At 60.5% G+C, this 24,041-nt stretch carries 16 protein-coding genes; 3 read left to right on the top strand and 13 right to left on the bottom strand.

From position 1 onward, the window contains the following. Positions 1-14: 14 nt before the first annotated feature. From GVN17_RS15145 to GVN17_RS15110, 8 genes are all read right to left on the bottom strand, one after another. Complete coding sequence (locus GVN17_RS15145; RefSeq protein WP_166596080.1) at positions 15-1,340, bottom strand: TldD/PmbA family protein; 1,326 nt, start codon at positions 1,338-1,340, stop codon at positions 15-17. Next, complete coding sequence (locus GVN17_RS15140; protein ID WP_166596079.1) at positions 1,340-2,782, bottom strand: TldD/PmbA family protein; 1,443 nt, start codon at positions 2,780-2,782, stop codon at positions 1,340-1,342. Before GVN17_RS15140 ends, GVN17_RS15145 begins: the two co-directional genes overlap by 1 nt. A gap of 116 nt (positions 2,783-2,898) precedes the next feature. Next, complete coding sequence (gene betA / locus GVN17_RS15135) at positions 2,899-4,599, bottom strand: choline dehydrogenase (RefSeq protein ID WP_166596078.1); 1,701 nt, start codon at positions 4,597-4,599, stop codon at positions 2,899-2,901. A 230-nt stretch (positions 4,600-4,829) separates the two neighbouring features. Beyond that, complete coding sequence (gene betB / locus GVN17_RS15130; protein WP_166596077.1) at positions 4,830-6,302, bottom strand: betaine-aldehyde dehydrogenase; 1,473 nt, start codon at positions 6,300-6,302, stop codon at positions 4,830-4,832. 91 nt (positions 6,303-6,393) lie between these two features. Continuing rightward, on the bottom strand, positions 6,394-6,987 hold the full coding sequence (gene betI / locus GVN17_RS15125; RefSeq protein ID WP_166596076.1) for a transcriptional regulator BetI: 594 nt from the start codon (positions 6,985-6,987) through the stop codon (positions 6,394-6,396). Between the two features lie 266 nt (positions 6,988-7,253). Continuing rightward, positions 7,254-8,435, bottom strand: coding sequence for a choline ABC transporter ATP-binding protein (gene choV / locus GVN17_RS15120; protein ID WP_166596075.1), 1,182 nt, complete (start codon positions 8,433-8,435; stop codon positions 7,254-7,256). After that, entirely contained in the window at positions 8,432-9,280 is an 849-nt protein-coding gene (gene choW, locus GVN17_RS15115) for a choline ABC transporter permease subunit (protein ID WP_178115732.1), read from the bottom strand. The genes choV and choW overlap by 4 nt, the downstream gene beginning before the upstream one ends. Positions 9,281-9,344: 64 nt before the next feature. Then, positions 9,345-10,292, bottom strand: coding sequence for a choline ABC transporter substrate-binding protein (locus GVN17_RS15110; protein ID WP_166596073.1), 948 nt, complete (start codon positions 10,290-10,292; stop codon positions 9,345-9,347). A 477-nt stretch (positions 10,293-10,769) separates the two neighbouring features. Here GVN17_RS15110 and GVN17_RS15105 point away from each other — a divergent pair, with 477 nt between their 5' ends. Further along, positions 10,770-12,146 carry an L-serine ammonia-lyase gene (locus tag GVN17_RS15105; protein WP_166596072.1) on the top strand — a complete coding sequence of 459 codons (1,377 nt, stop codon included), beginning with the start codon at positions 10,770-10,772 and terminating at the stop codon, positions 12,144-12,146. Between the two features lie 425 nt (positions 12,147-12,571). Further along, the gene (locus GVN17_RS15100; RefSeq protein ID WP_166596071.1) at positions 12,572-13,675 is read left to right on the top strand and encodes a GlxA family transcriptional regulator; all 1,104 of its coding nucleotides are present in this window, start codon (positions 12,572-12,574) and stop codon (positions 13,673-13,675) included. A 152-nt stretch (positions 13,676-13,827) separates the two neighbouring features. Here GVN17_RS15100 and GVN17_RS15095 read toward each other — a convergent pair whose 3' ends face one another. Next, entirely contained in the window at positions 13,828-14,094 is a 267-nt protein-coding gene (locus tag GVN17_RS15095) for a hypothetical protein (protein WP_166596070.1), read from the bottom strand. 328 nt (positions 14,095-14,422) lie between these two features. Here GVN17_RS15095 and GVN17_RS15090 point away from each other — a divergent pair, with 328 nt between their 5' ends. Continuing rightward, positions 14,423-15,265 carry a 23S rRNA (adenine(2030)-N(6))-methyltransferase RlmJ gene (locus GVN17_RS15090; RefSeq protein ID WP_166596069.1) on the top strand — a complete coding sequence of 281 codons (843 nt, stop codon included), beginning with the start codon at positions 14,423-14,425 and terminating at the stop codon, positions 15,263-15,265. Positions 15,266-15,395: 130 nt separating this feature from the next. Here GVN17_RS15090 and msrA read toward each other — a convergent pair whose 3' ends face one another. From msrA to aceE, 4 genes are all read right to left on the bottom strand, one after another. Further along, positions 15,396-16,055 (bottom strand): peptide-methionine (S)-S-oxide reductase MsrA, encoded by a 660-nt coding sequence (gene msrA, locus GVN17_RS15085; RefSeq protein ID WP_166596068.1) that lies wholly within the window; start codon positions 16,053-16,055, stop codon positions 15,396-15,398. A gap of 135 nt (positions 16,056-16,190) precedes the next feature. Then, the gene (locus GVN17_RS15080; protein WP_166596067.1) at positions 16,191-18,884 is read right to left on the bottom strand and encodes a bifunctional diguanylate cyclase/phosphodiesterase; all 2,694 of its coding nucleotides are present in this window, start codon (positions 18,882-18,884) and stop codon (positions 16,191-16,193) included. Positions 18,885-19,256: 372 nt separating this feature from the next. Further along, complete coding sequence (aceF, locus tag GVN17_RS15075) at positions 19,257-20,912, bottom strand: dihydrolipoyllysine-residue acetyltransferase (RefSeq protein WP_166596066.1); 1,656 nt, start codon at positions 20,910-20,912, stop codon at positions 19,257-19,259. A gap of 151 nt (positions 20,913-21,063) precedes the next feature. Beyond that, positions 21,064-23,712 (bottom strand): pyruvate dehydrogenase (acetyl-transferring), homodimeric type, encoded by a 2,649-nt coding sequence (gene aceE, locus GVN17_RS15070; RefSeq protein ID WP_166596065.1) that lies wholly within the window; start codon positions 23,710-23,712, stop codon positions 21,064-21,066. Positions 23,713-24,041: the final 329 nt, after the last annotated feature.

Here is a 24,041-nt window from a genome sequence, read left to right as displayed (position 1 = left end):
GGGTGTTTGCCGCGCTACAAAGTCAACGTCAACCTACTGATCAGCGCCCCCGGCAGCAGATTCGACGCCGTCTGACGTTGACTGTAGGTGCTTGCCGACAAGATGAGTTCCCTTTCCTTCGTCAATTGCTCCAACGCCCCTCCCAGCAAACTGAAAATGCTGTCGTCGAAACGCATGGTGCTGACTGGGGCCTTGATTTGGCCGTCCTCGACCCAGAAGGTCGCGAAGCGGGTCATCCCGGTGATGCGCCCGGCGGTGCGGTCGGAGAAGTTCAGGTACCAGAGGTTGCTGATGTACAACCCCGTGCCCAACGCCTTCAACACCTCGTCCAGAGCCAGTGCCCCGCCGCTCATGCTCAGCGCGCCAGGCGCTTCACCCCAACCGGCACCGTTGGCGGTGAGGCCGTATTCGGCGGCGCTGCGCGAGTCGATCAGCCGGTCTTTCGCGAGGCCCTCGACCACCAACGACAGGTCCGAGCGCGGATAGCCTTCGCCCGAAAACGCCGGAGACAGGGAGCCGGTCACCTGTTCGTCCAGGCTCACCAAGGGATTCAGCGTCGCGTGACCGTCGTACAGACGTTGCAACGGACTGGTTTTGTCCGCCAGCGATTGCGCCGAAAACCCGCCCCAGCACAGCATGCTCATCACTTCTTCCAGTGCCGCTGGTGCCAAGTACGCGCGGTATTGTCCAGGCGCCAGGGTGTGCGACGGCTGACCCAAAAACGCCAGTTGCTCGCGGGCCAAGGCAAAGCGCTTGGCGAACGCCTCATCGCTCCATTCGTGGCCCGCATAGTTGGCCTTCACGGCCTGGCCGTTTTCGTGAAACAGGCTCCAGTCGAAGTTGAAACTGTTCGCCTGATGCCAGCCGAATCCGCCGTTGGAACTGGCGAAACCGCGATAGATCGGACCAGCGGCATAAATGCCCACCAGGTCCAGCCCTTCGCCCAGTTGTGTGATTTGCTCGACCACATGGGCGCTGTCAGGCAGCGGCGAGTCCTGAACGTTGCTGCTTTGCCAGGCATTCTCGTTGAGCAGCAGATAGGGATCGACCGGCAACAGTGCCAGCGTCTCGCGCAGTTGATGAAGTGCCTCGCCCAGACGCTGACGATCAACGGCCTCATCACCCGACAGCGTCAGGTTGAGGTCGGCGTGGCGGCCATCGTCGATCAGCTTGAAATACACGCTGGCCTGCTGCACATGCCCGGCCTGCCGCACTTTGGCGTGGTTGAAACGAATGAAATCCGAGGCCTCGGCGTTGTAGCTGAGGGTGAAGCGCTCCTGGGCCGTGGTCGCGCTTTGCAGCCAGTCGACCAGCGCCGTGAATTGGGCTTGATGGGACATCAGGCGTCACCTCCGAACACATCGACGTTGGCGAACACGCAGGCGGGCGAGGCATGGCCCACGCGCACCACTTGATTAGGTTCGCCTTTGCCGCAGTTTGGCGTGCCCAAGACTTGAAACGTGCTGGCGTCGCCGACGGCGCTGAGGTTGCGCCAGAACTGCGCGGAAATCGCCCGATAGTTCGGGTTTTTCACCACGCCCTTGAGTTCGCCGTTTTCGATCAACTGGCCCCATTCGCAGCCGAACTGGAATTTGTTGCGCGCATCGTCAATCGACCACGAACGGTTGGTGCTCATCAGAATGCCGTGTTCGATGCCGCCGATCAGCGCCTGCATCGACTGGTCGCCCGGCTCGATGTTGAGGTTGGCCATGCGGTCGATGGGCGCGCGGTTCCAGCTGCACGCGCGGCTGTTGGCGACGCCTTCCATGCCGCTGCGGTATTGCGACAGCGCACCGCCCAGAGGCCGTTCGAGCACGCCGTTCCTGATCAGGAATTGCTTGCTCGCGGGTGTGCCGTCGTCGTCGAAACCGTAGCTCGCCAGTTGCTGCGGGATCTCTGGGTCGAACGTCACGTTGAGCAGGTCCGAGCCGTATTGGAGGGTGCCGAAGTCGCTGGTTTTGACGAAGCTGGTGCCCGCGTAATTGCGCTCGTCGCCCAAGATGCGGTCCAGTTCCAGCGGGTGGCCGATGGATTCGTGGATCTGCAGGATCATCTGGTCCGGGGTCAGCAGCAGGTCGCGTGGGCCAGTCGGGGTGTTGGGCGCCATGATCAGTTGCAGCGCCTGATCCGCGACATTGGCCGCTGCGCCGATGATGCCGCAGGACGTGATGACCTCTGCGCCACCTTGCTGGCCGAAGTTATCGCGGCCAAGGCTGCGGGTCTGGCTGTCCTGGCCATCGTACGCTGTGACGCTCAGGCCGGGGAAGACGAAGCGCTGGGCCTGACGAATCTCAGCGCCTGCGCTGTTGAGGTAAATCTGTTCGACGTTTTCCAGGCCGAGGCTGACCTGCCAGTTCACCAGCCGCTCGTCCTTGGGCACGGCGGCGGATTCCTGACCGAGCAACGCGTAGCAATCGCTCAATGAAGGAAAGGCAGTGGTGAGGTTGGGCGACAGGTAATCGGCGCGATGGGTGGCGACGGCGTGTTCGCGCAGATCGAGCAGCGAATGGGTGGCCAGCTGTCGCGCCTGAACTTCGGCCCTTTCGAGTGCGGCTTGCAGGCCTCTTTGCGAGATGTCGTTGGTCGCAGCGTAGGCTTCGACCCCATCGACGCGCACGGTCAGCATCGCGCCTTCGTCGGTGCTCAATTGCGGCGGCTCGGGGACGTTCTTGCGCACGGAGAGGTGCTGGCTGGTCTGTCTGACGTAACGCAGGGAGAAAAACTGGGCGCTGCTGTGCAGGGTGGCAAACCGCTGCTTGAGCTGAGCGGAGAAGTCGAACATGCAGGATGTCTCCTTGGCGATTCGGAGGGCAATGGGCCGAATCATAGCGCGGAAGGGCTCTGCGGCGGGGGAGATGTGATCGTTCCCACGCGGAGCGTGAGAACGATCAATGAGCGTCACGCCGTTGGGGCGATCTCGCGCATCGGCTTGCCACGCGCCGGTGCGTCACCCGCCACGAAATACTTGGCGGTGCTGCGCGGCAGTGGTGTACGGCCGCGGATCTTGTCGGCGATTTTCTCGGCGATCATGATCGTCGGCGCGTTGAGGTTGCCGGTGGTGATGATCGGCATGATCGACGCATCGACCACCCGCAGACCCTGCATCCCATGCACGCGACCTTCAGCATCGACCACCGCCATCTCGTCGGTGCCCATCTTGCACGAGCACGACGGGTGGAACGCGGTCTCGGCATGCTCGCGCACGAACTGGTCCAGCTGCTCGTCGGTCTGCACCTCAACGCCAGGGCTGATCTCGCGACCCCGGTATGGGTCCAGCGCAGGCTGTTGCATGATCTCGCGGGTCAGGCGGATGCCGTCGCGGAATTCCTGCCAGTCTTGCTCGGTGGCCATGTAGTTGAAGAGGATGCTCGGGTACTCGCGCGGGTTCTTCGATTTCAACTGCACGCGGCCACGGCTCGGCGAGCGCATCGAACCGACGTGGGCCTGGAAACCGTGCTCTTTCACGCCATTGCTGCCGTTGTAATTAATCGCCACCGGCAGGAAGTGGTACTGAATGTTCGGCCACTCGAACTCCTCGCGGGAGCGGATGAAACCACCGGCTTCGAATTGGTTGCTGGCGCCGATGCCTTTGCCGAGGAACATCCACTCGGCGCCGATTGCCGGCTGGTTCCACCAGAGCAGCGACGGGTACAGCGAGACCGGTTCTTTGCAGGCGTATTGCAGGTACATCTCCAAGTGGTCTTGCAGATTTTCACCGACGCCGGGCAGGTCGTGGACCACCGGGATGTCGAGCTTTTTCAGCAGCTCAGCGGGGCCGACGCCGGAGCGTTGCAGCAGTTGCGGCGAGGCAATCGCGCCGCTGCTGACGATGACTTCCTTGCGAGCGCGGGCTTCGATGCGGGTGTCGCTGTCGCCGACCAGATAGGCCACGCCGACGGCGCGTTTGTTGTCGAACAGGATGCGGTCGGTCAGTGCGTGGGTGACGATGGTCAACGTCGAGCGCTGCTTGGCTTCGTCCAAGTAGCCGCGAGCGGTGCTGGCGCGACGGCCATTCGGCGTGACAGTGCGGTCCATCGGACCGAAGCCTTCCTGCTGATAACCGTTGAGGTCTTCGGTGCGCGGATAGCCCGCTTGCACACCGGCCTCGACCATCGCGTGGAACAGCGGGTTGTTGCCCGCTTTCGGCGTGGTCACGCTGACCGGGCCTTCGCCGCCGTGGTAATCGTTAGGGCCGATGTCGCGGGTTTCGGCCTTGCGGAAATAGGGCAAGCAGTCGAGATAGGTCCAGTTTTCCAGCCCTGGCAGTTTCGCCCAACCGTCGTAGTCCATCGCGTTGCCGCGGATGTAGCACATGCCGTTGATCAGCGACGAACCGCCCAGGCCCTTGCCACGACCGCACTCCATGCGACGGTTGTCCATGTGCGGTTCAGGGTCGGTTTCGTACGCCCAGTTGTAGCGCCGGCCTTGCAGCGGGAAGGCGAGGGCGGCGGGCATTTGCGTGCGGAAGTCAGCGCGGTAATCCGGGCCACCGGCTTCAAGCAAAAGGACCGTGACACCAGCGTCTTCGGTGAGACGGGCGGCCAGGGTGTTACCGGCCGAGCCTGCGCCGATGATGATGTAGTCGAATTCCTGGGACATTGAAGAACTCCCTCTGGAGAAAATGGCCAATGAGAGAGGGGAGGGGGAGCGGTGTGGCTGCTCTACCCCTAGCACCCCATGCTAGTGCGCTAGCCGAAGCGAGATCTGGACCTGTAGGAGTGAGCTTGCTCGCGATAGCGGCGGGTCAGCCGGCAAAGATGCAAATTGTGCCAACGTCATCGCGAGCAAGCTCACTCCTGCAGAGATCGGGTCATGGCGTAAGGCCGGGTTCAGAACACCGAAACGTAATCGCCCAGCTCGACCTGCACCGATTTGATCCGGGTGTACTGCGCCAACGAGCTGATCCCGTTTTCGCGACCGACGCCCGATTGCTTGTAGCCACCGACCGGCATTTTCGCGTCGGATTCGCCCCAGGCGTTGATCCAGCAAATGCCTGCTTCAAGCTGATGAATCACGCGGTGGGCGCGGGTGATGTCGCGGGTGACGATACCGGCGGCGAGGCCGAACTCGGTATCGTTGGCGCGGCGGATCACTTCTTCTTCGGTCTCGTAGCTGAGGATGCTCATGACCGGGCCAAAGATTTCTTCTTTGACGATGGTCATGTCGTCGCTGCAATCGGTGAACACGGTGGGTGCCACGAAGGCGCCTTGGGCGAATTCACCCTCGGTCAGACGGTCGCCGCCGATCAGCAGGCGCGCACCTTCTTCCTTGCCCTTGGCGATGTAGCCCAGCACGCTTTCCATGTGGGCGAAGCTGACCAGCGGACCGAAGTTGGTGTTGTCGTCCTGCGGGTTGCCGACTCGGATGCGCTTCACACGCTCGACGATCTTGGCTTCGAACGCAGCCTTCAACGCGCTCGGCACGAACACGCGGGTGCCGTTGGTGCAGACCTGACCCGAGCTGTAAAAGTTGGCCATCATCGCGATGTCGGCGGCGCGGTCCAGATCGGCGTCGTCGAAGATGATCAGCGGCGACTTGCCGCCCAGTTCCATGGTCACTTCCTTGAGCGACGAACTCGACGCGCTGGCCATGACTTTCTTGCCAGTGTCGGTGCCTCCGGTGAACGAGACCTTCTCGATGCGCGGGTGCTCGGTCAGCCAGGTGCCGACTTCACGGCCGCTGCCGGTCAGTACGTTGAACACGCCATTCGGCACGCCCGCTTGGGTGTAGATTTCGGCAAGTTTCAGGGTGGTCAGTGAGGTGACTTCGCTCGGCTTGAAGATCATCGCGTTACCGGCGGCGAGGGCTGGGGCGGACTTCCACAGGGCGATCTGGATCGGGTAGTTCCACGCGCCGATGCCGACGGTCACGCCCAGCGGCTCGCGGCGGGTGTAGACGAACGCGGTGTCGCGCAGCGGGATCTGTTCGCCTTCGATGGCAGGGACCAGACCTGCGTAATATTCCAGCACGTCGGCGCCGGTGACGATGTCGACGTATTTGGTTTCAGAGATCGCTTTACCGGTGTCGAGGGTTTCCAGTTCGGCCAGTTCGTCATTGCGCTCGCGCAGGATATCGACGGCGCGGCGCAGGATGCGCGAACGCTCCATGGCGGTCATCGCGGCCCAGATTTTCTGGCCCTTTTCAGCGCTGGTCACGGCACGTTCGACGTCTGCCTGAGTGGCCCGCTGGACCTTGGCGAGCACTTCGCCGGTGGCCGGGTTGATGGCTTCGAAGGTCGCATCGCCGCTGGCGTCGACGTAACCACCGTCAATGTAGAGTTTTTGCAATTCGAAACGGGCCATAAAGTCCTCGCAGTTGTCTGTGATGGGCGTTGACCGGATGCGCCGAGCGCAGTGCCAATCGTTGTCGGGCCGCTTGCCGTCCCTATCAGGATCAGCGCGGCGCTTTTGCCAGTTGGAAATCCATGTATTCGTAGGCGATCTGTTGCGCCTGTTCGGTATCGAAGGCGTCGCCCGAAAGCGCGCCACGCAGCCACAAGCCGTCAATCAAGGCCGCCTGACCGCGAGCGGCGGTGCGCGCCTGCTCCAGCGGCAAGACGCGGCGGAACTGGCAGCACAGGTTCGAATACAGGCGGTGATCGTTGATCCGCTGTAAGCGATGCAGCGTCGGCGAATGCATGCTGGTGGCCCAGAAGGCCAGCCAGGTTTTCATTGCCGGGCCGTTGACCTGGCTGGCGTCGAAGTTGCCCTCGATGATCACTTTCAGATGCGCGCGCGGGCTGTCATCGGTCAGCGCCTGACGCCGCTCGGCGACGTTGACGATCAGCGCGTTCATCAAGTGGCGCATGGTTGCGGCGATCAGGCCGTTCTTGTCCTGAAAGTAGTGACTGATGATGCCGTTGGAGACCCCCGCCAGTTTGGCGATCAACGCAATGCTGGCGTCGCCCATGCCGACCTGGTCCACCGCCGTGAGCGTGGCCTGGATCAGTTGTTGGCGCCGAATGGGTTGCATACCGACCTTGGGCATCTGTGAGTCTCCTTGGCTCGCCGAGTGATCGTTAAGGACTGAAAAACGGCCTCCAGTCTATTGCTTTTTAATTGAACGTTCAATCAAGAAAAAAAGATGGGCGCGCGGAAAGGGCACGAAATATGCCGAATCAGCTTTTTGAAACGATCAATTGTAGAAGTGAGCTTGCTCGCGATTGCGTTCTGTCAGTCACTCCATTTGTTGGATCTACTGACGTTTCGCGAGCAAGCTCACTCCTACAGGTTTTGCGTGAAGCGTTTGTGCGGTCAGCCGTGATTCTTGCCGAGCAACGCGTGATACAGCTCGCTGTCGCCGAGGATGCCGACCAACTGGTTGTTCTCTTGCAGCACCAGCTTGTTGCCGGTGTGGTAACGGATCTGTAGGGCTTCGCGCATGCCGATGTCCGAGTGCACGACGGTCGGTCTGCGGCCCAGGTTCTCTACCGACTGACCCGGTTCCCAGCTTTGCAGGTCAACCGGCGCGCCGTGTTGATGCAGGCCTTTGATGGTGTTGCCGTCGGCCAGATCGATCCACGAATCGTTGCCCGGGTCCAGGCACACTTGGGAGCCGTTGATGCGGGTGCAATCGTTGATCGGGCGCATCAGGCTGCGACCGCACAGCACGTTCAGCGGGTTGGTGTGGGCCACGAAGGTCCGCACGTATTCGTCCGCCGGGTTGAGCACGATTTCTTCCGGCACGCTGTACTGGATGATCCGGCCGTCCTTCATGATCGCGATGCGGGTACCGAGCTTGAGGGCTTCGTCCAGGTCGTGACTCACGAACACGATGGTCTTGCTGAGTTTCTTCTGCAGGGCCAGCAGTTCGTCTTGCAGGCCTTGGCGAATCAGAGGGTCAAGCGCCGAGAACGGTTCGTCCATCAGCAAAATGTCGGCGTCCATCGCCAGCGCACGGGCCAGGCCCACACGTTGCTGCATGCCGCCGGACAGTTCGTCGGGCTTCTTGTTGCGCCATTGGGTCAGGCCGACCAATTCGAGCTTCTCGTCCACCAATTGGCGACGTTCTTTCTCGGGACGACCCTGCATTTCCAGACCGAAGCTGATGTTCTCGCGAACGGTCAGCCAGGGCATCAGGGCGAACTTCTGGAACACCATCGCGATGCGCTTGGTGCGCATCATTTTCAGCTCGGCGGGCGTGCAGTTCGCGATGTTGATCTGCTTGCCTTCGTGCTCGACGAACAGCGAGCCACGGCTCACGGTGTTCAGGCCGTTGATGCAGCGCAGCAGACTGGATTTGCCCGAACCGGACAGGCCCATCAGCACGCAGATCTCGCCTTTGTTGATTTCCAGACTGGCTTTTTCAACACCGACGATCTGGCCGGTTTTTTTCAGGATTTCCGGCCGCGCAAGGCCTTGGTCCAGCAGCTTGAGAGCCTCACGCGGGTCTTTGGAGAAGACGACGTCTACCTGGTCGAATTTGATGATGCTCATGCGTCGGCCCTCACTTTAGCGTCGGGTTGTTTGCAGATACGGTCGAGCATGATCGCCAGCAGTACGATCGCAAGGCCCGCTTCGAAGCCCAGTGCGATATCAGCAGTGTTCAGTGCGTTGACCACGGGTTTGCCCAGGCCGTCGGCGCCCACCAGTGCCGCAATCACCACCATCGACAACGACAGCATGATGCACTGGGTGATACCGGCCGCGATGCTTGGCATGGCGTGGGGCAGTTCAATACGGGACAGCAGTTGACGGCGGGAGCAGCCGAAGGCTTTACCGGCGTCGAGCAGTTCTTGCGGGACATCGCAGATGCCCAGATAGGTCAGACGGATAGGCGCGGCAATCGCGAACACCACCGTCGAAATCAGACCCGGCACCACGCCCAGCCCGAAGAGGGTCAGGGTTGGAATCAGGTAAACGAAAGTCGGGACCGTCTGCATCAGGTCGAGGACCGGGCGCATCGCGGTGTAGAACCACGGTTTATGTGCGGCGACGATGCCCAGCGGCACACCAATGACCACGCAGACCAGGGTGGCGAACAGCACTTGCGCCAGGGTCTCCATGGTTTCCTGCCAATAGCCCAGGTTCAGGATCAGCAGAAAGGAAATCACGACAAAGGCGGTCAGGCCCCACTTGCGCTGAATGAAGTGAGCAAGCAGAGCAATCAAGCCGATCAGAACGAAAGGGTTAAACCAGGTCAGACCACCGGTAAGCCCATGAATCATGGATTCCAGCGACGAAGCGATGGCGTCGAAGGTGCTGGCGCCGTGTTGCGTCAGCCATTCGACAAAGCCTGCGATGTACTGGCCTAGGGGGATTTTATGATCAGTCAGCATGATATCGATTGTCCGCGTGCGGGATGAAAAGAGGACAACAGGCGGGCGCGCCCGCCTGCGTGTCGAGTTACTTCGTCAGCTCGGCTTTAGCGGCATCCAGGCCAGGTTTACCGTCCACTGTGGTGACACCCGCCAGCCAGGTGTCGAGTACTTGCGGGTTTTTCTTCAGCCACGCCTTGGCGGCGGCTTCCGGTTTCATCTTGTCGTCGAGGATGTTGCCCATCAGCTCGCTTTCCATGTCGACGGTGAATTCCAGGTTCTTCAGCAACTGACCCACGTTGCTGCATTCCTGGCTGTAACCCTTGCGTGTGTTGGTCGCGACGGTTGCAGCGCCGAAGTCAGGTCCGAAGAAGTCGTCGCCGCCGGTCAGGTACTGGATCTTGAAGCGCTTGTTCATCGGGTGCGGTGCCCAGCCAAGGAACACCACGGCGGTGTCGCGTTTGGAGGCGCGGTCCACTTGCGACAGCATGCCGGCTTCGCTCGATTCGACGACCTTGAAGCCTGCGTCTTTCAGGCCGAAGGCGTTCTTGTCGATCATGCTCTGGATCAGGCGGTTGCCGTCGTTGCCAGGCTCGATGCCGTAGATTTTGCCGTCGAGGTCTTTCTTGAATTTGGCGATGTCGGCGAAATCGTGCAGGCCCTTGTCATAGAGCGCTTGCGGGACCGCCAGGGTGTATTTGGCGCCCTTTAGGTTGGTGCGCACCACTTCGACAGTGCCTGCGTCACGGTAAGCCTTGATGTCGTTTTCCATGGTCGGCATCCAGTTACCGAGGAACACGTCCATGTTCTTGCCATCGGCCAGCGATTTGTAGGTCACGGGCACGGAAATCATCGTGGTCTTGGTTTTGTAGCCCAGCGACTGGAGGACAACGCTGGTAGTGGCCGTGGTGGCCGTGATGTCGGTCCAGCCGACATCAGAGAAATTGACCGTCTGGCAAGCGGCGGGCTCTGCGGCCTGGGCCAGCATCGGCAGACTCAACGCAACGCCTAGCAATAGCTTATGTGAACCTTTCATGGTTGGACTCCTTAGGTGCTTTCTTCTCGTCATCAGTCAGGGCTGACGCGTTTTTTTGGTGTCGGCGAGTCAAGTGGAAATCAGCTCTATCACTGCGTCTGGCGATTGAGTCGACAACGATCATGTAACAGCCAAAATCAAACGCCTACAGGGTGCGTCGTAACCAGTACAGAGGGGGTCGTATCCAGTGTCAGTGACGTCGCTTACAGATTTTTTCCCCGTCCGCCGAACGCTTTTCGAGTGTCCTTGCGGCAAAAAGTGTCGAAAACAGTGGCACTTTCTCCACGCACAGTGCTGCCCCCTGCGGATCATCAGCCGCGGCGTTCGTGGACAAGAGTGAGTCGGTGTGAGACGCCGTCCCTCCAGATAAAAGGCTGATGATGCCGACATCTCGATGGACTGCAGCTAGAAGCGTAGCAGCTCCGTCGCCGGCCGCTTGGCGCGCCGGAAGCCCTGTTCTTCGGAGGTTTGCGGTAAATGGCTATCAGCGTGTTCGACCTGTTCAAGATCGGTATCGGCCCATCCAGTTCTCACACCGTGGGGCCGATGCGCGCCGCCGCGTTGTTCGTTCAGGGCCTGCGTGAAAGCGACAAGCTGGCGCACGTGGAACGCATCGAAGTGCGCCTCTATGGCTCGCTGTCGGCAACCGGTGTCGGACACGGCAGCGACAACGCCGTGATCATGGGCCTGATGGGCGAATGGCCGGACGCAATCGACCCGACCACCATCGGCCGTCGCATCGCCGAGTTGCGCGAAACCGACACCCTGAAGCTCAACGGCGATCATCCGATCGCATTCGTCTGGCAGCGGGACATGTTGCTTATCGACGAAAACCTCCCTTATCACCCTAACGCCATGACGCTGATCGCCTTCGATGCCAGTGGCGAACTTCATCGCGACACCTATTACTCGGTGGGCGGTGGATTCGTGGTGGACGAGGCACAGGCGGCCAGCGGCGTGCTCGATGCCGACAGCACGGTTTTGCCCTATGACTTTTCCAGCGCCGAAGAACTGCTGCGTCTGTGCGAGAAGCACAACCTGCGTGTCTCGGAACTGATGCTGGAAAACGAGAAAGTCTGGCGCAGCGAAGAAGAGATTCGCGCCGGGCTCATGCGACTTTGGAAAGCGATGCAGGATTGCGTCGAGCACGGCCTTAAAGAAGAGGGCGTGTTGCCAGGCGGCTTGAACGTGCGCCGTCGTGCGGCGCGTTTGCATCGCAGCCTTCAGGAATTGGGTAAGCCCAACGTCATCGGCTCGACCCTGAGCGCAATGGAGTGGGTCAACCTCTTCGCCCTCGCGGTCAACGAGGAAAACGCAGCGGGCGGGCGCATGGTGACGGCGCCGACCAATGGTGCGGCGGGGATCATTCCTGCGGTGCTGCATTACTTCGTGAAATTCAGCGATGAAGTCAGCGAAGCCAACGTCGTGGATTATTTCCTCGGTGCGGCATCGATCGGCATCCTCTGCAAAAAGAACGCGTCGATTTCGGGCGCCGAAGTGGGGTGTCAGGGCGAAGTCGGTTCGGCGTGCGCCATGGCCGCTGCGGGTCTGGCCGACATTCTGGGGGCTACGCCTGAGCAGCTGTGCAACGCCGCCGAAATCGGCCTCGAACACAACCTGGGTCTTACCTGCGATCCAGTGGGCGGTCTGGTGCAAGTGCCGTGCATCGAACGCAACGCGATTGCGGCAGTGAAAGCCATCAACGCGGCACAAATGGCGCTTCGTGGCGACGGCCAGCACTTCATCTCGCTGGACCGCGTCATCCGCACGATGCGCGACACCGGCGCTGACATGCACGACAAATACAAAGAAACGTCGCGCGGCGGGTTGGCAGTCAGCGCGGTGGAGTGCTGACGCTAAATCGGTTCTGCTCGCTTTTCGCTCACGCGCTCAACCCGCCGCTACCTTTTGGCGCGTGAAGTGTGGGGACGTGGCGCAACGCCACGCTTCACCCACCTGGCTGACCTACCGCCGGTCAGCCGTGCACTGGGTGACACTCCCTCAGCGTCTGATCTCGGGGTTTTTCACACAAGTGATACCGATTTGCTCATCCCGCCCAATGTTCTCAAGGCTCCCGAATCGATAGGTCGCTAACGGAACACCCATGTCGCTCCCGAATAGACGCATCGCGACGTCGCTATCAGAAGTTATTGAATGCCCATTCAACTTTAGGCATGGCATTTGCGTTGCAATAGACAAAGCTCTCCACTGACGAGGGCAAAACAACAAGAGCCTCTAATTGGGGCCATCAACCGCTTTTCGTGTGAGGAGATACCGTGATGACTTCGTTCAACTCCGGGGCTCAACCCCAGAACCGTGCGCCTCAATCCATCGGCTTTCTGCTGTTGGACAATTTCACACTCATCTCTCTCGCATCTGCGGTTGAGCCACTGCGTATGGCCAACCAGTTGTCTGGCCGTGAGCTGTATCGCTGGACCACATTGAGCGTCGACGGCGGCCAGGTCTGGGCCAGCGACGGTCTGCAAATTACCCCCGACGCGGCCATGCACAAGGCCCCGGCCCTCGACACCGTGATTGTCTGCGGCGGCGTCGGCATTCAACGCACGGTGACTCGCGAACACGTGAGCTGGTTGCAAAGCCAGGCGCGTCAGTCCCGCCGTCTGGGTGCGGTCTGCACTGGCAGTTGGGCGTTGGCGTGCGCCGGTCTGCTCGACGGTTTCGATTGCAGCGTGCACTGGGAATGTCTGGCCGCGATGCAGGAAGCCTTCCCGCGCGTGGCCATGAGCACCCGTCTGTTCACCCTCGACCGTAACCGCTTCACCAGCTCCGGTGGCACCGCGCCGCTGGACATGATGCTGCACCTGATCAGCCGCGATCACGGGCGTGAACTGTCCGCCGCGATCTCGGAAATGTTCGTCTACGAGCGCATCCGCAACGAGCAGGATCACCAGCGCGTGCCGCTCAAGCACATGCTCGGCACCAACCAGCCGAAGCTGCAGGAAATCGTCGCGCTGATGGAAGCCAATCTCGAAGAGCCGATCGACCTCGACGAACTGGCTGTCTACGTGTCGGTGTCGCGACGTCAGCTGGAAAGGCTGTTCCAGAAATACCTGCACTGCTCGCCGTCGCGTTACTACTTGAAGCTGCGCCTGATTCGCGCGCGTCAGCTGCTCAAGCAAACGCCGATGTCGATCATTGAAGTGGCGTCGGTCTGCGGCTTCGTCTCCACGCCGCACTTCTCCAAGTGCTACCGCGAATACTTTGGCATTCCGCCGCGTGACGAGCGCGTGGGTTCCAACACCGCACAGCAAGTGGCGATGATGCCGATTCCGCAAGCCATGGTGCTGGCGCCGCTGTCCGGCCCGTTGTCGGCTTTGAGCCAAGCGCGTAATGAATCGACGTTTGCGAGTGTGAGGCTGTAAAAGCAGGCGGGACAATATTGGGGTCAGGTGCCGGGCGCATGACCCCTTGTGGGAGCGAATTCATTCGCGATCGGCCAGTACATCCGACAGATTTCTATCAGCTGTACGATCTTTCGCGAATGAATTCGCTCCCACAGTTTTCCAGGGCGTGCTCAGGCCTGCGCGCGCCCTTTGTTGTACGTTGCCAGCGCGGGCAACAACTGCTGATCGATCGCCTGGCGCACAGCTGGCAGGATGGTCGCGCTGCCGCTGAGCATCTTCTCCACCAACTGACGCAACGCACGGGCGCGGTCTTCCGTCAGGCCGCAGACCGCTTGGGCGCAGGCTTGTTCGGCGGTGGCGCCTGATGGCATTTCAAAGCCGATGGATCTGAGTTGACCGAGAAGATCGTCCTGGTCGATCAGGTCTGCATGCATCATGACGCTCGCTCCTTTTATTGAGGTTGAGCCGATTCTGGTAGTGCGCCGCACGCTCGGCAATACCTGTCGTCGGCAATGTCTGGCATGCACATCACTGTGTCGGTTTCAGCTATGTAACCATTTAGTTAATTCGGCATAATGGCGTCATTCAACATTGCTCGGGCCACGGTTTGGTCACCCTCTAGCCCGCGCAAGTCCCTCAACCCCGGTTTTGTAACGGCTTAACCGGGGCTTTTTTTGCCTGTCGTTTGGTCACCCCCGTTCGGCTACGGGCGGTCTGCGCAACGTCGACGGTTTTGGTAAACTCCGCAGCCTTCCAGGAGCCGCCATGAACTACCGTCACGCCTTCCACGCTGGCAACCACGCCGACGTCTTGAAACACATCGTCCTGACTCGCTTGATCGCGCTGATGTCGCGCAAGGAGCAGCCGCTCGCCTACCTCGACACCCACGCAGGCCTCGGGCTGTATGACCTGCAAGGCGATCAGGCGACTCGCACCGGCGAGTGGATCGAGGGCATCGGTCGTTTGTGGGAAGCGGATGACATTCCCGCCGCCGCTGCCGGTTACATGGACGTCATCCGTCACATGAACCGCAAGACCGGCGAGTTGCGCTACTACCCCGGTTCGCCCGAGCTGGCCCGGCGCGTCACCCGCGAGCAGGACCGCGTGCTGCTCAACGAGAAGCACCCCGAAGACGGCGCCCTGCTCAAAGACAACATGAAATACGACCGCCGCGTTGCTGTGCACCTTGGTGAAGGCTGGCAAGTGCCGAGGGCGCTGCTGCCGGTGCAGGAAAAGCGCGCCGTGATGCTGATCGATCCACCGTTCGAACAACTGGACGAGATGAAGCGGTGTTCCGTGGCGTTGAAAGAAACGATCAGCCGCATGCGCCAGACCGTCGCGGCCATCTGGTACCCGATCAAGGACCAGCGCGCGCTCAAGCGTTTTTATCAGGAACTGGCCGAAACCGGCGCGCCGAAGCTGCTGCGCGTGGAGTTGCTGGTGCACCCGCTGGACACGCCGAACAGCCTGAACGGCTCGGGCCTGGCGATTGCCAACCCGCCGTGGGGGCTGGAAGAGGAATTGCGCGAGTTGCTGCCGTGGCTGGCCAGCAAGTTGGGGCAGACCCAGGGTGATTGGCGGATAGATTGGTTGATTGCCGAATCCTGAGTGGTTTCCCGGGTGTCCCCGATCCTTGTAGGAGTGAGCTTGCGCGCGATTGCGGTCTGTCAGGTTGGTCAAACGTGACTGATACGCCGCATCGCGAGCAAGCTCACTCCTACAGGGGATGTGTCGAGCCTTAAGGATTCAAGCTCGCCGGCATGCACACCCCGGTCCCGCCAATCCCGCAGTAACCCTGTGGGTTCTTCGCCAGGTATTGCTGGTGATAGGCCTCGGCGAAGTACACGGTCGGGGCCTGGTCGATTTCGGTGGTGATCTCGCCCAAACCGGCCTTGGTCAGTTCAGCCTGGAACACCTTGGCGCTCGCCTGCGCCGCGTCCAGTTGCTCGGGCGTGGTGGCGTAAATCACCGAGCGGTATTGAGTGCCGATGTCATTGCCCTGGCGCATGCCCTGAGTCGGGTTGTGCAATTCCCAGAACATCGCCAGCAATTCGTCGTAGCTGACTTTCGCAGGCTCGTACACCACCAAAACAACTTCGCTGTGGCCGGTCAGGCCCGAGCAGACTTCTTCATAAGTCGGGTTCGGCGTGAAGCCGCCCGCGTAGCCCACGACTGTGCTGATCACGCCATCACGTTGCCAGAAACGACGCTCGGCGCCCCAGAAGCAACCGAGACCAAAAATCGCGAATTCCACGTCTTCGAAGAACGGCCCGAGCAGCGGACGACCATTCACGAAGTGGGTTTCAGGCAGGGCCATTGGGGTTTCACGACCCGGCAGCGCTTGCTGGGCGGTAGGCATTTCGTTTTTGTTCACAAGAATTTCCGAACGCAGAGCCATGAGGTCAATCCTCTCTGGACAGGTGACTGCCGTTAGTGGGGTCAGAATGTTCTGATTCAACTGTAGGCGACAAGTTTGCCGCACAACGTCAGGAGGGGAAAGTGTCGACGGGAGGCGTCGGCCGGGGGAGGCGACTCAGGCCAATGGCCCGCGAGGGTAGCGGCGCAGGGCTTCGATCAGGTTTTCGCCGGGGATCGGCTTGTCGAACAGATAGCCCTGACCCACGTCGCAACGGTGGCGGCGCAGGAAGGCCAGTTGTTCGGCGGTCTCGATGCCTTCGGCGACCACAGTCAGCTTGAGGTTGTGCGCCATGGCGATGACGGCCGAGGTGATTTCCATGTCGTCCTGATCATCCGGAATGTCGCGGATGAAGCTGCGGTCGATCTTGATCACATCGATGGGGAATTTCTTGAGGTAACTGAACGACGAATAGCCGGTCCCGAAATCGTCCATCGCCAGGGTCAGGCCCAGGGTCTTCAGGGATTCCAGCTGCAAGCGGGTGTCCTCTGTCGCTTCCAGCAACAGGCCTTCGGTCAGCTCCAGCTCCAGCAGGGAAGGGTCGAGCTGTTCTTCGCGCAAGATACTGGCCAGCGAACTGACGAGATCCGGGTCGGAGAACTGCTTGGGCGAGACGTTGATCGCCACGTGCAGCTTGCCGTAACCGGCAGCAGTCAGTTGCTTGCTCATGCGGCAGGACTGGCGCGCCACCCACTTGCCAATCGGGATGATCAGGCCGGTTTCCTCGGCCACGCTGATGAACTGGTCCGGGCGGATCATGCCCTTCTCAGGGTGATTCCAGCGCAGCAGTGCCTCCATGCCCAACAACCGGCCGGTGCGCAGGCACAGCTTGGGTTGGTAGAAGACTTCCAGCTCGTTCTGAGTCAGGGCGCGGCGCAGGTTGTTCTCGACGAACAGCTTGTAGCTGGCCTCTGCGTTCAGTGCTTCAGTGAACACCTGTACCTGATGCTTGCCGTTGGCCTTGGCTTTGTGCAGCGCCAGGCCTGCGTTCTTCATCAGGGTCTGAGGATCGCGGCCATGCAACGGCGCGCAGGCCAGGCCCACGGAGCCGGTGACGCTGATCAACTGGTTGTCGACGAACATCGGCTTGTCCAGCGTCGTCAGCACCTGGCTGGCGATGCGCTGACCTTCGTCAGGGCCGGTGTCGTCCAGCAAAACGGCGAATTCGTTACTGGCAAACCGCGCCAGAATGCCGGTCGGGCTGAGGCTGTTGCGCAGACGACGGGCGAGGCTGATCAGCAGTTTGTCGCCGGTCTGGTGGCCGAGGCTGTCGTTGATGCGCTTGAAGTTGTCGATGTCCACCAGCAACAGGCTGATCGGCGTCTCGATGTCCCGGGCGAAATGCTCGTCGAGGGTACGAATGAACGCCGGGCGGTTGCCCAGATTGGTCAGGTTGTCGGTGTAGGCCAGGCGCTCGATCCGCTGTTGGGAGAGCTTGGCCTGAGTAATGTCTTCGTAGATGCCGATGTAGTGCGTCAGTTCGCGGTTGTCGCCATAGACCTTGGAGATCGACAACTGGCCCCAGTACGGTTCCAGGTTCTTGCGACGGCTCTTGAATTCGCCCTGCCAGCTGTTGCTGGTGGCCAGGCTTGAGTTGGCGTCGAGCAGCAGAGAGTTCAGATTCTCCAGCGCTGGCAGTTCCGACAGGCGGTGGCCGTGGACTTCATCAGCGGAGTACTGAGTGATTTCCGTGAAGCTCGGGTTAACGTACTCAACCACGCCATCGCAATTCACCAGCAGAAACGCGTTGGCACTTTGCTCAACCGCACGCTGAAACAGGTGAAGGGCATTGGTGGCGGTGCGCCGGTTGTGGTTGTTGATGGCGTGGGCGAATTGATCGGCCAGCTCTCCCGCGAACGCGATTTCATCGGATTGCCACTCGCGACCTATTTCGGTGTGCTCCAGGCAGAGCACGCCGACCACCTGTCCGTCGATGCGCACGCTGGCGTCGAGGATCGCGCTGATCTGGCGCGGGAGTAAGCTCTCGGCCAGTTCCTTCGTGCGCGGGTCTTGCTCGAAGTCATTCGCATCAATGGCGCGGCTGGTGTGCAACGCTTCCAGATAACTGGGGAAGCGACTGATGTCGATGGGCCGGGCGGTGAGGTATTCGTCGGTGTCGCGGCGGTATTCCGCGATGGGCTCCAGCGTTTGGCCGTTCAGGTTCCAGATTGCGGCGCGGGCGATGTCGTAGATTTCACAGGCGCTTTTGGTGATCAGCTCGGCGGCTTCCTGCAACGAGTTGCTGGAGCTGTAGCGGTGTTTCGCCAGACGCAGGATCAGGCTTTGCTGAGCGCGAACCCGCTCCAGGTGCTGCAGTTGCTCGTGTTGCGCACGCTGATTGAGTTCCAGCGCGATTTGCAGCCTTGAGTTCTGCACTTCCAGATCGGGGCTGAACGTCAGCTCGCTGGCGTCGAACACTTCGTCGACCACCATCAGATAGCCTCGCAGCAGCTCGCGGTTGTGCTGTCGATAGCCCTCGCCGACTTCCAGCAGACCCAATGGGCCGCGTGTGGTGTGGAGGGTATAGCGAATGACGTAATGCGAGTTGCTGGCCATCTGCATCTGGATGGCGTCGTGCAGCTGATAGCGCGCTTCCGGCTCCATCAGGCTCGCGTAGGGCGCGCCGATGAGGGCGCACAGCTCCACGGCGGGCATGTCGAATTGCTTTTCGCAGCTGGGGTCCAGATACAGCATCGCCCAGCTGGCTTCATTCAGCCGCTCGAAACGCAGCATGCCGAGCCGCGAGGGCACCGGCAATTGCGTCACGACCTCGGCTGCCGATCGGGCGGCAGCATCAGGTTGGCTTTTCATGAAGGAACTCGCTTTAAGAGTACTGTCGCGCATGGGCAGGCGCCCATTGTGAAATCGCGTGTCGCAAGGTTGCATCATGGCGAACGGGCTGACAAGTGAGCGCGATGGCTTAGTGCTATAAATCTGTCGGCAAATCGCACATTAACTGAAGGTTGTTGGTCGGATTTGTCGGAAAGAAGGGGTAAGTGGTTGTTATTCGTGATTCTGAGGCGCTTCCAGGTCTGCTAATACCCGATTTCCCGGGGGATGTCTGCACGACAGACTTTTCCCGCGCCCAAAAAAAGCCCCGCCAAATGGGCGGGGTTGAGGTACGAGCGTGGCAGCTCGAAAAACAGCGAAGGCCCGTCTCGCAAGAGGCGGGCCTTGTACAGCTTACAGCAGGATGGTGCGGATGTCGGCCAGCACGTCGCCCAGACGCTTGGTGAAGCGTGCAGCTGCGGCGCCGTTGATCACGCGGTGATCGTAAGACAGCGACAGCGGCAGCATCAGGCGTGGCTGGAAGGCTTTGCCGTCCCAGACCGGTTGCATGGTGGCCTTGGAGACACCCAGGATGGCGACTTCCGGCGCGTTGACGATCGGCGTGAAGCCGGTGCCGCCAATGTGACCCAGGCTCGAAATGGTGAAGCAGGCGCCTTGCATGTCGTTGGCCGACAGCTTTTTGGAGCGCGCTTTTTCAGCCAGCTCAGCCGCTTCAGCAGCCAGTTGCAGCAGGTTCTTCTGATCAACGTTCTTGATCACAGGGACCAGCAGGCCGTCCGGAGTATCCACCGCGAAACCGATGTGGAAATACTTCTTGCGGATGACCGCTTTGCCGCTTGGGGCCAGCGAGCTGTTGAAGTCCGGCAGTTCCTTGAGCAGGTGCGCGATGGACTTGAGCAGCAATGGCAGCACGGTCAGCTTCACGCCCGCTTTCTCAGCGACGGCTTTCTGCGCAACGCGGAAAGCTTCCAGGTCGGTGATGTCGGCCTGGTCGAACTGAGTGACGTGCGGGATGTTCAGCCAGCTGCGGTGCAGGCCGGACGCGCCCAATTGCATCAGACGGGTCATCGGCACTTCTTCGATTTCGCCGAAACGGCTGAAATCGACTTCCGGGATCGGAGGAATGCCTGCGCCGCCGGTTGCGCCGCCAGCAGCAGGCGCTTCCTTGGACTTGGTCATGATGGATTTGACGTACGCCTGCACGTCTTCCTTCAGGACACGGCCGTGTGGGCCGGTGGCAGCCACAGCGCTCAGCTCAACGCCGAACTCGCGAGCCAATTGACGAACAGCCGGGCCAGCGTGGACTTTCGCGCCGCTGGCCGCTGGGGCCGCAGCCGGAGCAGGTGCTGCTTCAGCTTTCGGTGCAGGAGCCGACGCGGGTGCCGCAGCCGGTGCGTCAGCCTTGGCCGGAGCCGGTGCAGCCGCCTGGGCAGGAGCAGCGGCAGGCGCTGCGCCCGCGACTTTCAGTTTCAGGATCAGATCGCCAGTGCCGACTTCGTCTTCGACCTTGACGCTGATGCTCTCGACTACGCCAGCGGCGGGAGAAGGAATCTCCATCGAGGCTTTGTCGGATTCCAGGGTGATCAGCGATTGATCAGCTTCGATGCTGTCGCCCACCTTGACCAGCAGCTCGATGATGCGAGCCTTGCCCGACGAACCGATGTCCGGGACGTGGATGTCCTGAACGGTTGCTTCGGCGGCAGGTGCAGGCGCAGCGGCCGGTGCTGGGGCAGCCGCTTCCGCAGGCTTTTCAGCGGCAGCAGGGGCAGCAGCCGGAGCAGCAGCAGGCTCGGCGGCAGGCGCAGCAGCGGCGTCGCCTTCCACTTCCAGCTCCAGCAGTTCGTCGCCTTCTTTCAGGCGGTCGCCCAGCTTCACTTTCAGGCTTTTGACCACACCGGCTTTCGGCGCAGGGATTTCCATGCTCGCCTTGTCCGACTCCAGCGTCAGCAGGCTCTGGTCGGCCTCGATGCGGTCGCCAACCTTGACGAACAACTCAATGACTTCACCGTCACCGCTGCCGATGTCGGGTACACGAATTAGCTCACTCACAATGTCTCTCCTCAGGAGAACCTGTTCACTCGACTGCGCCGGTCCAGTAGCAACGAAACAGCCCTGGATGCTCATTTACCCGAAGTAAATTCCGCATCGTCGGCTGTTTCGCGCAATCTGTCAGCGCTCTATACGATCTTCAGCGCAGACCTTAGCAGTCCAGCGGGTTGCGTTTTTCCGGGTCGATGCCGAACTTGGTGATGGCTTCCGCCACGACTTTCGGTTCGATATCGCCACGGTCTGCCAAGGCTTCCAGGGCCGCCAGCACCACGAAGTGACGGTCAACTTCGAAGAAGTGACGCAGCTTCTTGCGGCTGTCGGAACGGCCGTAGCCGTCGGTGCCCAGGACTTTGTATTCCTTGGTCGGAACCCACTGACGGATCTGGTCAGCGAACAGTTTCATGTAGTCGGTCGACGCGATGACCGGGCCTTTGCGACCATTGAGGCACTCTTCAACGTAGCTCAATTGTGGCTTCTGGCCTGGCTTCAGGCGGTTGCCGCGTTCCACGGCCAGGCCGTTGCGACGCAGTTCGTTGAAGCTGGTGACGCTCCAGACATCGGCGCCGATGTTGAACTGCTCGCGCAGGATCTTCGCCGCTTCACGCACTTCGTTGAGGATGGTGCCGCTGCCCAACAGTTGTACGTGATGAGCCGCTTCGCGCTTGTCTTCTTCCAGCAGGTACATGCCCTTGATGATGCCTTGCTCTACACCGGCCGGCATTGCTGGCTGATGGTAGTTCTCGTTCATCACGGTGATGTAGTAGTAGACGTTTTCCTGCAGCGTCATCATGCGATGCGTGCCTTCCTGCATGATCACTGCCAGCTCGTAGGCATAGGCAGGGTCATAGCTGCGCACGTTCGGGATGGTGCTGGCCAGAATGTGGCTGTGACCGTCTTCGTGTTGCAGGCCTTCACCGTTGAGCGTAGTACGCCCGGAGGTGCCGCCCAGCAGGAAGCCGCGGGTCTGGGCATCGCCAGCCGCCCAGGCCAGGTCGCCGATACGCTGGAAGCCGAACATCGAGTAGAAGATGTAGACCGGCAGCATCGGGGTGTTGTAGTTGCTGTAGGCAGTACCCGCCGCGATGAACGAGGAGAACGCGCCTGCCTCGTTGAGGCCTTCCTGCAGGATCTGGCCGTCTTTCTCTTCGCGGTAGTACATGACCTGGTCGCGGTCGACTGGCTCGTACAGCTGGCCGACTGGCGAGTAGATACCCAACTGACGGAACATGCCTTCCATACCGAAGGTACGGGCTTCGTCGGCGAGGATTGGAACGATGCGCTTGCCCAGTTCCTTGTCTTTCACCATCGAGGCGAGGATACGACCGAACGCCATGGTGGTAGAGATTTCGCGGTCGCCCGAACCATCGAGCACCGACTTCAGCGTGTCCAGCGACGGCGTCGGGATGCTGATGTTGCCGCGGTTGCGCTGAGGCAGGGAGCCGCCCAGCTTCTCGCGGCACTTGCGCAGGTATTTCATTTCCGCGCTGTCTTCGGCCGGACGGTAGAACGGCAGCGATTCGAGTTCGGAATCGTTCAGCGGAATGTCGAAGCGATCACGGAATTTCTTCAGCGACTCGATATCGACTTTCTTGGTGTTGTGCGCGGTGTTCTTCGCTTCGCCCGCACCGGTGCCGTAGCCCTTGATGGTCTTGGCGAGGATGACGGTAGGCTGGCCTTTGTGGTTGACCGCCTGGTGGTACGCCGCGTAGACCTTGTACGGGTCGTGGCCGCCACGGTTGAGTTTCCAGATCTCGTCGTCGGACAGGTTCTCGACGCGCTTGAGCAGTTCTGGATCGTCGCCGAAGAAGTGCTTACGAACGTACGCGCCGTCTTTGGCCTTGTAGTTCTGGTACTCGCCGTCGATGGCTTTGTCCATGCGACGCTGCATGAGGCCGTCTTCGTCCTGGGCGAACAGGGGGTCCCACATGCGGCCCCAGATGACCTTGTTGACGTTCCAGGCGGCACCACGGAAAACGCCTTCCAGTTCCTGGATGATCTTGGCGTTGCCGCGAACCGGGCCATCGAGGCGCTGCAGGTTGCAGTTGATGACGAAGATCAGGTTGTCGAGGTTTTCACGACCGGCCAGGGAGATGGCGCCCAGGGTTTCCGGCTCGTCGCACTCGCCGTCACCGATGAAGCACCAGACCTTTTGCTTGCCGGCCGGGATGAAGCCACGGTTTTCCAAGTACTTCATGAAGCGTGCCTGGTAGATCGCAGTGATCGGGCCCAGACCCATGGAAACGGTCGGGAACTGCCAGAAGTCAGGCATCAGGTGCGGGTGCGGATACGACGACAGGCCGCCACCGTCCACTTCCTGACGGAATTTCAGCATCTGCTCTTCGCTCAAGCGACCTTCGAGGAAGGCGCGAGCGTAGATGCCTGGCGAGGCGTGGCCCTGGTAGTAGATCAGGTCGCCGCCGTGTTCTTCGGTCGGGGCCTGGAAGAAGTAGTTGAAGCCGATGTCATACAGGGTCGCACTGGAAGCGAAGGTGGAGATGTGGCCACCCAGATCTGGGTCTTGCATGTTGGCGCGCATCACCATCGCCAGGGCGTTCCAGCGAACGATCGAACGGATGCGGCGTTCCATGAACAGGTCGCCGGGCATGCGTGCTTCGCGGGTAACAGGGATGGTGTTGCGGTATGGCGTGGTGATGGAGTACGGCAGCTGCGAACCACTACGTGTGGCCAGCTCGCCCATACGGGTCATCAAATAATGAGCACGGTCTTCGCCTTCTTTGTCGAGAACCGATTCCAGGGCGTCCAGCCATTCCTGGGTTTCGACGGGATCGAGGTCTTGCATGGCTTGCTCCAGGGCGGAAAGGCTTCCAGAATCGGTTGCCTGAGTTTGTTGCGACTGGCCTTGTGGGCAGACGACGTAAAAATTCTTGGAGACCGGAGTGGTACCCGGCGCTGTGTAGTTTTACTACAAATCTCCAGCCGTTTCAGCTTTTTGACTTGTATATACAGTAGTAAAACTACAGCTGAACGATGTTTTCGCTCATGTATTGCGATGAATCAAATGAAAAATGTTGGTAGAAACCATAAAAAGATCAGCTGACTAATCATGCTGGCAACCAATAACAGGCAAATGCCAGCAATTTTTAACCTTTGTTCGACAGTCCAGTCCGT

The sequence above is a fragment of the Pseudomonas sp. SLFW genome (assembly GCF_009905615.1).
Taxonomy (GTDB): Bacteria; Pseudomonadota; Gammaproteobacteria; order Pseudomonadales; family Pseudomonadaceae; genus Aquipseudomonas; species Aquipseudomonas bambusae.
The sequence above is the reverse complement of the archived record's forward strand: the minus strand, read 5'-3'. Positions and strand labels throughout refer to the sequence as shown.